Genomic DNA, 11,907 nt, shown 5'->3' with positions numbered 1-11,907 from the left:
CACCCGGGGCATCAGCGACCCGCCCCGACGCCCACACACAGCCACGCCGGCCCCCAACCTGCACGGGCCAACATCCCGCACGCACACGGGGCAACACCGCCCAGCGCGCCCCGAGCCGACACGCCCCACACCCGGGGCATCAGCGACCCGCCCCGACGCCCACACACAGCCACGCCGGCCCCCAACCTGCACGGGCCAACATCCCGCACGCACACGGGGCAACGCCGACCCACCAGCGCGGACGGACGCCAGCGCGACCGCGCAGGGGGCATCAGCACCCGCCCAACACCCCGCACACAGCCACGCCAACACCCGGTCAGCACGGGCCAACACCCCGCACGCACGCAGGGCATCAGCGACCGACCAGCGCAGGCCGACAACGGCACGCCCACGCCCGGGACGGCAACGCCCGACCAGCGCCAGCCAACGCCCCGCGCAACAGCCGCGCCAGCACCCGACCAGCACCGTCAGCACACCACACCCGGAACCCGCACCCCGCACCCCGCACCCCGCACCCGGAACTCCGCACCCGGCACGTCAGCGCCCGGTCAGCGCCAATTGTCACCATCGGAACGGAAAGCGAGCCCCCGCCCTCCGCGGGGGAGCCCCCGTACGCGTCCCGCGCGGCGCGCATGAACCCCCGACCCATGAACCCCGACCACCGTATCCATCAGGAGTCTTCATGACCACGAGCCAGACCTCCGCACGCCTTGGAACCGCGGCCACGAACTCGTCCGCCGCGCGCCCCCTGCGTCTGTTCCTCGGTCTCGACGCCGCCGTCACCGCCGGCAACGGCCTGATCTACCTGATCGCCGCCGGCCCCGTCGGCGACCTCCTCGACATGAACGCCGGGCTCCTGCGCGGGATCGGCGTCTTCCTCACCGTCTACGGCGTGCTCGTCGGCCTCCTCGCCGCCCAGCAGGTCCCGTCCGCCGCGGCCACCAAGCTCGTCATCGAGGCCAACCTCCTCTGGGCCGTCGCCAGCGTCGCCACCGCGCTGTTCGGCTGGTTCGACCCCAACACGATCGGCACGGTGTGGATCCTCATGCAGGCCGCCGTCGTCGGCGGGTTCGCCGTGCTGCAGATCAACGGCCTGCGCAAGCTCACCAACTGAACCGCACCACGCAACGTCCCCGGTGACGGCAATCGGTAACCGGTAAGGGGAGAGATGAGACTCCAAGTCGCGGAGCTGGCGGCGATACGGGAGCGGGTCCTCGCAGGGCCCGGCGAACCGGCCACCGCCGCTCAGAAGGCCAAGGGCAAACTCACCGTGCGCGAGCGGATCGAACTGCTCCTGGACGAGGGTTCGTTCCGCGAAGTCGAACCCTTGCGCCGGCACCGGGCGACCGGTTTCGGCCTGGAGGCGAAGCGGCCGTACACCGACGGTGTCGTCACCGGCTGGGGCACGGTCGAGGGCCGTACGGTCTTCGTCTACGCGCACGACTTCCGGATCTTCGGCGGCGCCCTGGGCGAAGCCCACGCCACGAAGATCCACAAGATCATGGACATGGCCATCGCGGCCGGTGCCCCGCTGGTCTCCCTGAACGACGGCGCGGGCGCCCGCATCCAGGAGGGCGTCACCGCGCTCGCCGGATACGGCGGCATCTTCCAGCGCAACACCAAAGCCTCCGGTGTCATCCCGCAGATCAGCGTGATGCTGGGCCCGTGCGCGGGCGGCGCCGCCTACAGCCCCGCGCTCACCGACTTCGTCTTCATGGTCCGAGACACATCACAGATGTTCATCACGGGACCGGACGTGGTCCGCGCGGTGACCGGCGAGGAGATCACCCAGAACGGCCTGGGCGGCGCCGACGTGCACGCCGAGACGTCGGGCGTCGCACACTTCGCGTACGACGACGAGGAGACCTGCCTCGCCGAGGTCCGCTACCTCATCGCGATGCTGCCGTCGAACAACCGCGAGAACCCCCCGGCGCACGCCTCCGAAGACCCCCGGGACCGCACATGCGAGGCACTCCTCGACCTGGTCCCCGTAGACGGCAACCGCCCCTACGACATGCACAAGGTCATCGAGGAACTGGTAGACGAGGGCGACTACCTGGAGGTCCACGAACGCTGGGCGCGGAACATCATCTGCGCCCTGGCCCGCCTGGACGGCAAGGTCGTCGGCATCGTCGCCAACCAGCCGCAGTCCCTGGCGGGCGTCCTGGACATCGAGGCCTCCGAGAAGGCGGCCCGCTTCGTCCAGATGTGCGACGCCTTCAACATCCCAATCATCACCCTCCTCGACGTCCCCGGCTTCCTCCCGGGCGTCGACCAGGAACACGGCGGAATCATCCGCCACGGCGCCAAACTCCTCTACGCCTACTGCAACGCGACGGTCCCCCGCATCTCCCTGATCCTGCGCAAGGCCTACGGAGGCGCGTACATCGTCATGGACAGCCAGTCCATCGGCGCCGACCTGACCTACGCCTGGCCGACCAACGAGATCGCGGTGATGGGCGCGGAAGGCGCGGCCAACGTCATCTTCCGCCGCCAGATCGCCGCCGCCGAGGACCCCGAGGCCATGCGCGCCCGCATGGTCAAGGAGTACAAGGCCGAGCTGATGCACCCGTACTACGCCGCCGAACGCGGCCTGGTCGACGACGTCATCGACCCCGCCGAGACCCGCGAGGTCCTCATCAACTCCCTCGCGATGCTCGCCAACAAACACGCCGACCGCCCCGCCCGTAAACACGGCAACCCCCCGCAATGACGCTCTCCCCACCCGGAGGCCCCATGCGCACAGCCGACATCCGCATCGAAAAAGGCGAGGTCACGGCCGCCGAACTGGCAGCCGTAACGCTCCTCCTCCTCACCCGCGCCACACCCCCACCCAGCCCCTCCGCACACCGCCCCAAACCCACAACCCCCTGGCGCCACGACAACTACCAGGCCCCCCACAGCTGGCAAGGCTGAACACCAAGCCAACCAGCCATCCACCCACCACCTCCCAGCGCGCCCCCTATCCGCATGGCGAATTCCAGGGGGCGCGCTGTCACATTCCACTGAGGCACACTCCGCCCGTCGCGCACCGCACACGCCGAACAACCGCCACCGAGGTGGGCGATCACCACCTGAAGCCGCTCGGGACCGCGGCCGAGCAGCTCCGCGGCCCGGTCGAGCGCCCAGGCGTAGGACAGACCGTGAAAGCCGTAACGGCGCAGCCCGTACTCCTCACGCCACGCGGCCGGCACCGCGTACTCCCGTGCGGCCGCGGGCAGGCCCGCGTGGAAGACGGTGAGAGCCGGGGGAACGTGCAGCGGTGTGGCTCCCCAGATCGGGTCCGCTGTGGACGATGCGGTGGCCGACGGCCACCGGCGCGGGCACTCCGCCCAGCAGCTTCCGCAGAGAGCCGGACACGGATCCTTTCTCGCGCTCCGGGACCACGCCGATCCTCCTGCACGACAACGTACTGCCGCACGAGCCGCTGCGCACGGCACACACCAAGCAATACGAAGGGCGACACAACGCAAGGCAAGGCAACTCAACTCAACTCAACTCAACTCAACTCACCGATGAGTTTTCCCGCCCGGGCAAGTCTCACCACCGTTGTCACCATCACAGGAGGAACGCGTGGTTCAGCTACTGAGAGTCCAGAACTTCAACGTCTCAAGTGACGGAATAGGCGCCGGTGAGGACCAGACCCTCGAGAGGCCATTCGGTCATGTCGAGCCCGAGAGGCTGTTCGCCTGGGCCGGCGCCACAGCGAGCTGGCCCATGCGCACGGAACCCGGGGGGAGCCGGGGCCTGGACGACTACCTCACGCGGGACTACGCCCGCAACATCGGCGCCGAGATCATGGGCCGCAACAAGTTCGGCCCCCGGCGCGGGCCCTGGCACGACCACGAGTGGCAGGGCTGGTGGGGTGATGAGCCCCCGTTCCGCACCCCGGTGTTCGTCATGACTCACCACAAGCGTCCGTCGTTCACGCTCTCCGACACGACATTCCACTTCGTCGACGGCGACCCGGCCACGGTCCTCGACCAGGCACGGGAAGCAGCGCAGGGCAAGGACGTCCGACTCGGCGGTGGCGCCACCACCATCCGACAGTTCCTCGACGCCGACCTCGTCGACACCCTGCATGTGGCGGTCTCGCCGATGAAGCTCGGCTCCGGAGTACGACTCTGGGAATCCCCCGACGACCTGCGGGACCGGTTCCACTTGGAGATCATCCCCAGCCCGAGCGGCGTGACACACCACCTCTTCTGGCGAAAGTAGCCACTCCTCAAGGGCGGCCTCGGCCGACTGCTCTGCCCCGCCGGGGCTGCCCTGAGCCGCACCGTCCAGTCGCTCCTGCGGTCAGTAGTGATAGCGGGCTGCGAGGATCACGATCTCTTTGTCCGTGACCAGGTAGACGAGACGGTGCTCGTCATCGATCCGCCTCGACCACACCCCGGGCAAGTGGTACTTGAGCGGCTCGGGCTTGCCGATCCCCGTGAAAGGGTCACGCTTGAGGTCCTCGATGAGCTTGTTGATCCGAGCGAGCATCTTGCGGTCGTTCCTGAGCCAGGATGTGTAGTCCTCCCAGCCCTGCTCCTCGAAAGCAAGCCTCACGCAGCACCCTCAGCAGGGCCCACCGCGTCGGGATCAATCAGCTCGCGCTCCGAGACGTTGATGTTGCCCAGGGCGTTCTCGTACGCCTTGAGCAGGCGCCGTGCGTTCGCAGGCGAGCGCAGCAGGTACGAGCCCTCGCGCAACGCCGCGTAGTCCTCTGCCGAGACGAGTACGGCGTTGCCGTGCTTGGACACGATCTCGATGGCCTCGTGATCTTCGTTGACCTTCTTGATCAGCGGGAAGAGACCCTTGCGGGCTTCGCTCGCAGTTATAGACATGAGTTGCCTCCCTCTACCAAGTGGTACCGAATAACGTACCACTACTGCCCAGCATCATCCCAGTACGGAAAACAACCAGGGGCCCGACTCGAATGAGTCGGACCCCTCTGACGCGCACTTTTAACCAAGACAACGTGGCAAATTCGCGCCTAAACGTTGCAGCGGAACTCCACCACAACCGGTTTGACCTGCGGATATGCGGGCGCGTCCCAGCACCATCCCAGCACGGGAATCTCGACAAAGTACAAGAAGATTCGACGCCGAGAACGCTACCTAACATATGCGGGCGCCGGTGCACGGATGCTCGAAGCTCTGACCTGCTTTCAGCCGCAGTCCTCGAACCGCACCATTGAGCAGATCCACAACGATCCGGCTGACGACGAGCAGGCCCTGCCCTCACCCGTCGAGGCATGCCCTGGCACGGAGTGCGCGTTCCCGGCTCAGTCGGCGGTGCCGGGCTCCACGACCCACTCGGCTTGCAGCCCGCTCACCGAGGCGATCATGTCGAAGTCGCCGTCGTAGTGCAGGACCGTGGCCCGGTGCCGTTCGGCGGTTGCCGCGATGAGGACGTCGGCCAGCGACAGCGCCCGGTGAAAACCAGCGTTCAGCGCCAGTGCCTGGATCGCGAGTGCCCGCTCGAACTCCTCGTCATTGCAGGGCACGTAGTCGAAACCACGGAGCAGAGTACGCAGGCGCAGCGCCTCGGGCTTTCCGCGCGCCGAGTACAGAACCTCGTACTCGGTCGGGGCGCACACCGCTAGGAGCCCGTCACGGTCCAGCGCATCCAGCCGCGCCCGCACCGCCGGCTTGCCCCGGCGGGCCAGCGCGGACTTGTCGATGAGGTAGCGCCCCTTCACGCCGCCGAAGCCCCGCCTTCGCGCTTTAGCGAGCCGTCCGGATTCCGTGGCCCCGTCTGCGACCGGATCTCCGCGAACGCGTCCTCGAACTCACCCTCGTCAATGGCATCGAACAGCTCCCGGCGCAGCCGCAGCCTCACCCCCTCCTCCATGGCCGCCCGCACTGCGGCGGCCTTCGTCTTCACCCCGTACACCCGCATCGCCTGCTCGACGATCTCCTCGTCCAGATCGATCACAGTCCTGGCCATCAGCTATCCCTCCACAGTCCGACGACCCACCGATGATATCAATTCAGACTTAGAAATGACATCAGGAAGCTGAGGTCCCGAGGGCACCTAGATCAGGGGCCGAGTCGCTCCGGACCGCCCCAGTACCCGGCGTTCGCCTCAACCCGACCAGTTCTCTCCCTAAACTGCCGCGCGAAGAGAGCGCAGACAGTGGGGTGGACCTATGCGCCGGACCGTACGACTGGAACTCCTGGGGCTTGCTGACACAGACGATGACGAGTTGCTGCGCCTTGGAGGACAGCTGCGGCGCTCGCTCCAGGAGTTGGTCGTACTGGACGTACGGTCCGGGCGCTCGGCAGGCCATATCTCGGAGGGAGTGAAGAGCAGCGAGCTGATCGCCGCTGGGTCGGTTGTCGTTACGGCCGCGTCGCTTGCTCTGCGTCAGGTCCTCCTACTCGCCGACACCTGGTTGAAGAACCGGCCTGTGCGCGGCATCAAGGTGGAGATGGAAGGCCGCGTGATCGAGTTGAGTGATGCCACGGCGGCCGAGCGGGCTCGTTTGATCGACGAGTTCCTCGCTCACCGCGGGGTTCCGGCCGAGGGCCAGTCCGAAGAGCGCTCCGCCGACCAGTCCTGACGATATGACCGCCCAGCCGTTCGGCAACGGAAACCGTGGGGCTCTGCTCATCGGTACAGGGACATACGATCACCCGGAACTGCCGGAACTCCGTTCACCCGAGGTGGACTGCACTCGCCTGGACGCCCTGCTGCGTGACTCAAAGATCGGCGCCTTCGAGGTGCAGACACTCATCGATGCCAACCGCGCCACATTGGAGCGGGCAATCGGCGAGTTCTTCCTCAGTGCTTGGGGCAACGACGTACGTCTCCTGTACCTCTCTGGTCACGGGATCGTTAGTCGTAGCGACAAGCTTCACTTCGCCATCCGTCAGACGGATCCCGCCCGGCCTGCCTACACAACGATCTCGGCGGCGTTCATCCACGAGGTCATGGATGAATGCCGCGCTCGGAGCATCGTCGTGATCCTCGACTGCAGACCGGCATCCATCAGCAGCTTCGAGGCCGCCCTCGCCTCTTCGCCACTCACGGGGGCTACGCGTAGCCCGGAGAGCACCCAGCTCAGGCGGGACTTGTTCGTGCGGGCATGGACAGCCTCGATGATGGCGAGTGAGCTGATTAGGACCTCACATACCGTGCGAGCGCGGCTCGGCGGCCAGAGCCACCACCTGCTCGTCGACGAGCAGCTTCGAAAACCCCTCGCTGTCGAGGACCAGCGTCCCCTTGTGACTCAACTTGTGGCGGGCCACTCGCCCTCCTCGGCGAACACCTCGTCGAAGACCTGCCGTGCCCGTCGGCGAGCCTGCTCGGAGACGGGCCTGTTACGGCTCTCGTAGTCCGCCAGGCACTCATCAAGGACCTGGCCGCGCAGCTCACGTTCGACCGCGTCGGCAACAAAGGCGGAAAATCCCGCTTACCCGTGCCCGGATCGCCTCCGCGGTCCCCTCCGGCAGCGAGAGGCTCACTCGCGTCGCCGGTGCGCGGAGCCTCAGATTCGTAAACCAGGCGTGTGGATAGCCCTCACCCACCCGCTCCCTCGCATCGGGTAGCGCCGTCCGAAACCCAGCACGGGCGTTCTCATCCCATCCCAGCACCATCCCAGCACGGGAAAAAGCCAAGGGCCCGACCCCGAAGAGCCGGACCCTTCCTGACCTGAACGTTTGCCAGATCAGCGACGTGGTGGTACGTGACCCGCTACACGTTGAAGCGGAACTCCACCACATCCCCGTCCTGCATCACATAGTCCTTGCCCTCCATACGCGCCTTGCCCGCCGCGCGCGCCTCCGCCACCGAGCCCGTCTCGACCAGGTCCGCGAAGGAGATGACCTCGGCCTTGATGAAGCCCTTCTGGAAGTCCGTGTGGATGACACCGGCCGCCTCGGGGGCCGTCGCGCCCTGCTTGATGGTCCAGGCGCGGGACTCCTTGGGGCCTGCCGTGAGGTAGGTCTGGAGGCCGAGGGTGCGGAAGCCGACGTGGGCCAGGGTGGCGAGGCCGGGCTCTTCCTGGCCTACCGACTGGAGGAGTTCGAGGGCCTCGTCGTCGTCGAGTTCGGCGAGGTCCGACTCCAGCTTGGCGTTGAGGAAGATCGCCTCCCCGGGGGCGACCAGCGCGCGCTGCTCGGCCTTGAAGTCGTCGTCCGTCAGCTCGTCCTCGTCGACGTTGAAGACGTAGAGGAAGGGCTTGGTGGTGAGGAGGTGGAGGTCGTGGAGGAGTTCCTCGTTGCCCGAGCCCTGGACGATGCCCTGGGAGAAGAGCGTGTCGCCCTTTTCCAGGATCTCCTTCGCCGCCTCGACCGCCGCCACCTTCGGAGCGATGTCCTTCTTGATGCGCGACTCCTTCTGGAGGCGCGGCAGGACCTTCTCGATGGTCTGGAGGTCGGCGAGGATCAGCTCGGTGTTGATCGTCTCGATGTCGTCCTTGGGCGAGACCTTGCCGTCGACGTGTACGACGTTCTCGTCCTTGAAGGCGCGGATGACCTGGCAGATCGCGTCCGACTCGCGGATGTTCGCGAGGAACTTGTTGCCCAGGCCCTCGCCCTCGCTCGCGCCCCGCACGATGCCCGCGATGTCGACGAAGTCGACGGTCGCGGGGAGGACCTTCTGCGAGCCGAAGACCTCGGCCAGCTTCGTCAGGCGGGGGTCGGGGACGCCGACCACGCCGACGTTCGGCTCGATCGTGGCGAACGGGTAGTTGGCCGCCAGCACGTCGTTCTTGGTCAGGGCGTTGAACAGGGTCGACTTGCCGACATTGGGCAGACCGACGATTCCGATCGTGAGCGACACGTTGCGACTTCCCGTACGTCAGGGCTGGGTGGGGCGGCCCCTTCGTACGTGAGCTTCCATGAACTTCCATGAGCTTCGTACATGGGCCGATCCACCAGTCTACGGCGTGCCGCCACCGGCCCCTCCGGACGGCCGTCCACCCGGGCCCCGCCCTGTCGAACGCATGGCCAAGGTCACCCAAAGGGCGTGTCCCGCGCCTGATTCCGCGCGGAAGCCGACCTAGGTTGGTCCAGTGGAGCAACACAGGACGCGTCCCCCTCAGCCTCAGCCCGCCCCGGAGGTCCAGCCCGAGCCGAGGGTTCAGCCCGAGCCGAAGGTGACGGTTCGGTCCGACCCGGAGGTGAGGGTTCGGTCCGCGCCGGAGGCTCAGTCCGCGCCGAGGGTGCGGTCCGACCCGAAGGTGAGAGTTCGGTCCGAGCCGGAGGTTCAGCCCGCGCCGAGGGTTCACCCCGACCCGAAGGTGAGAGTTCAGCCCGACCAGAAGGTTCAGCCCGCGCCGAGGGCTCATCCCGACCCGAAGGTGAGAGTCCAGCCCGACCCGAAGGTGACGGTTCGGTCCGACCCGGAGGTGAGGGTTCGGTCCGCGCCGGAGGCTCAGCCCCAGCCGGCCGGGCCATCCCAGCCGGCGGGTCCGTCCGAACCGACGCGGCCATCCGGACCCACGGGTCCGTCCGAGCCGACGGCCCCGTCCGGCCCGAAGGGCGCCGCCACGGACGCGGCCGGCCGGACCGCGCCACTGCCCCCGCAAGGCCGGGCCGCCGAGCCCGGCACCGTGTACCGGGCCGCGGCCCGTCCGCGCCGGCCCGCCCCGCCCTTCGTCCGGGCGCTGCGCCGCACCGCGCTGTACCGCTGGGCTCAGCGGATGCCCAATCCGCGCCTCACGGGGCTCGGCAGCGGTCTGTTCTGCGCGGCCGTGATGTTCGTGTTCGCCTGCGTGCTGAGGCTGCTGTTCGGCGGCTCCGTCGTCGCGTACGGCGTGCTGTTCGTGCCCGTGGCGGCGCTCACCGCGCTGTGGGTGCGCCCGGCCGACCTGGTCGCCGCGCCGGTGACCGTGCCGATCGCCTTCGCCGCCGGGATCCTGCCGATCTCCGGGGGCTCGGGCGGGCTCGGCGGCCAGTTCATGGGGCTCGTGACGTCGCTGGCGCTGTACGCGGGATGGCTCTACGGAGGCACGCTCGTCGCCGGACTCATCGTGACCGTACGCAAGGTCCGGCTGATGTCCGAGCCTCCCGGGCAGCCCCACCCCGCGCCGCGGCAGCCGGGCGGCAAGCGCCTCCCCACCGTCTGACGCCGCCGTCGGGGAGAGGCCCCGCGGGGCGCCGCCGCTACACCTCGCCCGCCGCCGCCATCGCCGCTCCCACGATGCCCGCGTTGTTCTGCAGCTGCGCCGGGACGATCTCCGCCGAGATGCCCTCGATCAGCGGCAGGAACTTGTGCGCCTTGCGGCTCACACCGCCGCCGATGATGAACAGCTCCGGCGAGAACAGCATCTCCACATGGGCCAGGTACTTCTGTACGCGCCTCGCCCAGTGCTCCCAGGTCAGGTCCTCGTCCTCGCGCGCCTTGGAGGAGGCCCGCTTCTCCGCGTCGTGGCCGTTCAGCTCAAGGTGGCCGAGCTCGGTGTTCGGCACCAGGCGGCCGCCCGTGAACAGGGCGCTGCCGATGCCCGTGCCGAGGGTGAGCATCAGGACCGTGCCCGTACGCCCTTGGCCCGCGCCGAAGTGCATCTCCGCGACGCCCGCCGCGTCCGCGTCGTTCAGGACGGTGACGGGGACGCCGCCGAGCCGGTCGGAGACCAGATTGCGGATGTCCGTACCGATCCAGCTCTTGTCGACGTTGGCGGCCGTGCGCGCCGTGCCGTCGGTGATCACGCCGGGGAAGGTCGCCCCGACGGGGCCCGTCCAGCCGAAGTGCTCCACGACCTCGCGCACGCCCCCGACCACCGCGTCCGGCGTCGCCGGATGCGGGGTCAGGACCTTGTGCCGCTCCTGGGTCAAGTCTCCGCGGTCCAGGTCAACGGGAGCGCCCTTGATCCCGGATCCGCCGATGTCCACACCGAAGATCTGCATGGCCCCCACGTTACGGCCGGGGTCAGCGCTGTGACAGTTCGGCCGCCTCGGCGCGCAGGTCCCTGCGGAGCTCCTTGGGCAGCGAGAAGGTGATCGACTCCTCGGCCGTCTTCACCGTCTCCACGTCGCCGTAGCCCCGCTCGGCGAGCCATTCGATGACACCGTCCACCAGGACGTCCGGCACGGAGGCGCCGGAGGTCAGGCCGACCGTGGTCACGCCCTCCAGCCAGGCCTCGTCGATCTCGTCGGCGCCGTCCACCAGGTGCGAGGCGGGGGCGCCGGCGTCGAGGGCGACCTCGACCATGCGGATGGAGTTCGAGGAGTTCTTGGAGCCCACGACGATGACCAGCTCGGCCTGCTCGGCGAGCTTCTTCACCGCGATCTGGCGGTTCTGCGTGGCGTAGCAGATGTCGTCGCTGGGCGGCGAGAGGAGGTTCGGGAACTTGTTCTTCAGGGCGTCGACCGTCTCCATCGTCTCGTCGACGGAGAGTGTCGTCTGGGAGAGCCAGACGACCTTGTCCGGGTCGCGGACCTCGACGTTGGCGACGTCCTCGGGGCCGTCGACCAGCGTGATGTGCTCGGGCGCCTCGCCGGACGTACCGATGACTTCCTCGTGGCCCTCGTGGCCGATCAGGAGGATGTCGAAGTCGTCCTTGGCGAACCGGACGGCTTCCTTGTGCACTTTGGTGACCAGCGGGCAGGTCGCGTCGATCGTCGCGAGCTTGCGCTCGGCGGCCTCCGCGTGGACGGTCGGGGCGACGCCGTGCGCGGAGAACATGACGATGGAGCCCTCGGGCACCTCCGCCGTCTCGTCGACGAAGATGGCGCCCTTCTTCTCCAGGGTCTGCACCACGTATTTGTTGTGGACGATCTCGTGGCGGACATAGATCGGGGCCCCGTACTGCTCCAGGGCCTTCTCGACGGCGATCACGGCACGGTCCACGCCCGCGCAGTAGCCACGGGGAGCGGCGAGCAGGACACGGCGGGAGCCAGGCGTTGCAGTCATGCACACCATCGTAAGGCCGCGTCCAGCGCGTCAAAGATCGGACGGTTGGGGAGACTG

General features: G+C 68.1%; 14 protein-coding genes and 3 pseudogenes. 7 read left to right on the top strand and 10 right to left on the bottom strand.

What is annotated here, in order from left to right; genetic code table 11:
• The first annotated feature begins 682 nt into the window (after positions 1 to 682).
• Genes ACWDVB_RS35820 through ACWDVB_RS35810 form a run of 3 tightly spaced genes read left to right on the top strand, consistent with a single transcriptional unit; the run spans position 683 to position 2,916 of the window.
• Positions 683 to 1,114 (top strand): hypothetical protein, encoded by a 432-nt coding sequence (locus ACWDVB_RS35820; RefSeq protein ID WP_451519463.1) that lies wholly within the window; start codon positions 683 to 685, stop codon positions 1,112 to 1,114.
• A 54-nt stretch (positions 1,115 to 1,168) separates the two neighbouring features.
• Positions 1,169 to 2,713 carry an acyl-CoA carboxylase subunit beta gene (locus ACWDVB_RS35815; RefSeq protein WP_451519464.1) on the top strand — a complete coding sequence of 515 codons (1,545 nt, stop codon included), beginning with the start codon at positions 1,169 to 1,171 and terminating at the stop codon, positions 2,711 to 2,713.
• A gap of 23 nt (positions 2,714 to 2,736) precedes the next feature.
• A complete protein-coding gene (locus ACWDVB_RS35810; RefSeq protein ID WP_451519465.1) occupies positions 2,737 to 2,916 on the top strand; it encodes an acyl-CoA carboxylase epsilon subunit in 180 nt (59 codons plus the stop codon).
• Here the strand turns inward: ACWDVB_RS35810 and ACWDVB_RS35805 are convergent.
• A complete protein-coding gene (locus ACWDVB_RS35805; RefSeq protein ID WP_451612024.1) occupies positions 2,886 to 3,194 on the bottom strand; it encodes a hypothetical protein in 309 nt (102 codons plus the stop codon). The two genes, ACWDVB_RS35810 and ACWDVB_RS35805, sit on opposite strands and share 31 nt — an antisense overlap.
• A gap of 379 nt (positions 3,195 to 3,573) precedes the next feature.
• Here ACWDVB_RS35805 and ACWDVB_RS35800 point away from each other — a divergent pair, with 379 nt between their 5' ends.
• Positions 3,574 to 4,218 carry a dihydrofolate reductase family protein gene (locus tag ACWDVB_RS35800; RefSeq protein WP_451519467.1) on the top strand — a complete coding sequence of 215 codons (645 nt, stop codon included), beginning with the start codon at positions 3,574 to 3,576 and terminating at the stop codon, positions 4,216 to 4,218.
• Between the two features lie 81 nt (positions 4,219 to 4,299).
• Here ACWDVB_RS35800 and ACWDVB_RS35795 read toward each other — a convergent pair whose 3' ends face one another.
• The 4 genes from ACWDVB_RS35795 to ACWDVB_RS35780 all read right to left on the bottom strand — a co-directional run bounded on the left by ACWDVB_RS35795 (position 4,300) and on the right by ACWDVB_RS35780 (position 5,937).
• Positions 4,300 to 4,554, bottom strand: coding sequence for a Txe/YoeB family addiction module toxin (locus ACWDVB_RS35795; protein WP_451519468.1), 255 nt, complete (start codon positions 4,552 to 4,554; stop codon positions 4,300 to 4,302).
• Positions 4,551 to 4,832, bottom strand: a complete 282-nt coding sequence (locus ACWDVB_RS35790) for a type II toxin-antitoxin system Phd/YefM family antitoxin (protein ID WP_451519469.1) — start codon at positions 4,830 to 4,832, stop codon at positions 4,551 to 4,553. The genes ACWDVB_RS35795 and ACWDVB_RS35790 overlap by 4 nt, the downstream gene beginning before the upstream one ends.
• Positions 4,833 to 5,272: 440 nt before the next feature.
• Complete coding sequence (locus ACWDVB_RS35785; RefSeq protein WP_076684764.1) at positions 5,273 to 5,689, bottom strand: PIN domain nuclease; 417 nt, start codon at positions 5,687 to 5,689, stop codon at positions 5,273 to 5,275.
• Positions 5,686 to 5,937 carry a type II toxin-antitoxin system VapB family antitoxin gene (locus ACWDVB_RS35780; protein ID WP_062781983.1) on the bottom strand — a complete coding sequence of 84 codons (252 nt, stop codon included), beginning with the start codon at positions 5,935 to 5,937 and terminating at the stop codon, positions 5,686 to 5,688. Before ACWDVB_RS35780 ends, ACWDVB_RS35785 begins: the two co-directional genes overlap by 4 nt.
• Before the next feature lie 355 nt (positions 5,938 to 6,292).
• Here ACWDVB_RS35780 and ACWDVB_RS35775 point away from each other — a divergent pair, with 355 nt between their 5' ends.
• Together ACWDVB_RS35775 and ACWDVB_RS35770 are read left to right on the top strand one after the other, a co-directional pair.
• Positions 6,293 to 6,553, top strand: coding sequence for a hypothetical protein (locus tag ACWDVB_RS35775; protein ID WP_451519470.1), 261 nt, complete (start codon positions 6,293 to 6,295; stop codon positions 6,551 to 6,553).
• Positions 6,554 to 6,557: 4 nt separating this feature from the next.
• Positions 6,558 to 6,917, top strand: a pseudogene (locus ACWDVB_RS35770) (caspase family protein); the annotation flags it as partial.
• A 50-nt stretch (positions 6,918 to 6,967) separates the two neighbouring features.
• Here ACWDVB_RS35770 and ACWDVB_RS35765 read toward each other — a convergent pair.
• The 3 genes and pseudogenes from ACWDVB_RS35765 to ychF form a co-directional block, all read right to left on the bottom strand.
• A pseudogene (locus ACWDVB_RS35765) lies at positions 6,968 to 7,241 on the bottom strand (DNA-binding protein); the annotation flags it as partial.
• A pseudogene (locus tag ACWDVB_RS35760) lies at positions 7,223 to 7,484 on the bottom strand (hypothetical protein). The pseudogenes ACWDVB_RS35765 and ACWDVB_RS35760, both read right to left, overlap by 19 nt.
• Positions 7,485 to 7,686: 202 nt before the next feature.
• Positions 7,687 to 8,775 carry a redox-regulated ATPase YchF gene (gene ychF / locus ACWDVB_RS35755; RefSeq protein WP_451519471.1) on the bottom strand — a complete coding sequence of 363 codons (1,089 nt, stop codon included), beginning with the start codon at positions 8,773 to 8,775 and terminating at the stop codon, positions 7,687 to 7,689.
• 772 nt (positions 8,776 to 9,547) lie between these two features.
• Here ychF and ACWDVB_RS35750 point away from each other — a divergent pair.
• On the top strand, positions 9,548 to 10,063 hold the full coding sequence (locus ACWDVB_RS35750) for a DUF6542 domain-containing protein (protein ID WP_451519472.1): 516 nt from the start codon (positions 9,548 to 9,550) through the stop codon (positions 10,061 to 10,063).
• A 37-nt stretch (positions 10,064 to 10,100) separates the two neighbouring features.
• Here the strand turns inward: ACWDVB_RS35750 and ppgK are convergent, their stop codons facing one another.
• Both ppgK and ACWDVB_RS35740 read right to left on the bottom strand, forming a co-directional pair.
• The gene (gene ppgK, locus ACWDVB_RS35745) at positions 10,101 to 10,844 is read right to left on the bottom strand and encodes a polyphosphate--glucose phosphotransferase (RefSeq protein WP_451519473.1); all 744 of its coding nucleotides are present in this window, start codon (positions 10,842 to 10,844) and stop codon (positions 10,101 to 10,103) included.
• A gap of 22 nt (positions 10,845 to 10,866) precedes the next feature.
• The gene (locus ACWDVB_RS35740) at positions 10,867 to 11,850 is read right to left on the bottom strand and encodes a 4-hydroxy-3-methylbut-2-enyl diphosphate reductase (protein WP_451519474.1); all 984 of its coding nucleotides are present in this window, start codon (positions 11,848 to 11,850) and stop codon (positions 10,867 to 10,869) included.
• Between the last annotated feature and the right edge of the window lie 57 nt (positions 11,851 to 11,907).

The sequence above is a fragment of the Streptomyces sp. NPDC003379 genome (assembly GCF_053589195.1).
Note: the sequence above shows the minus strand (reverse complement) of the source record. Positions and strands in the feature narration are given on the sequence as shown.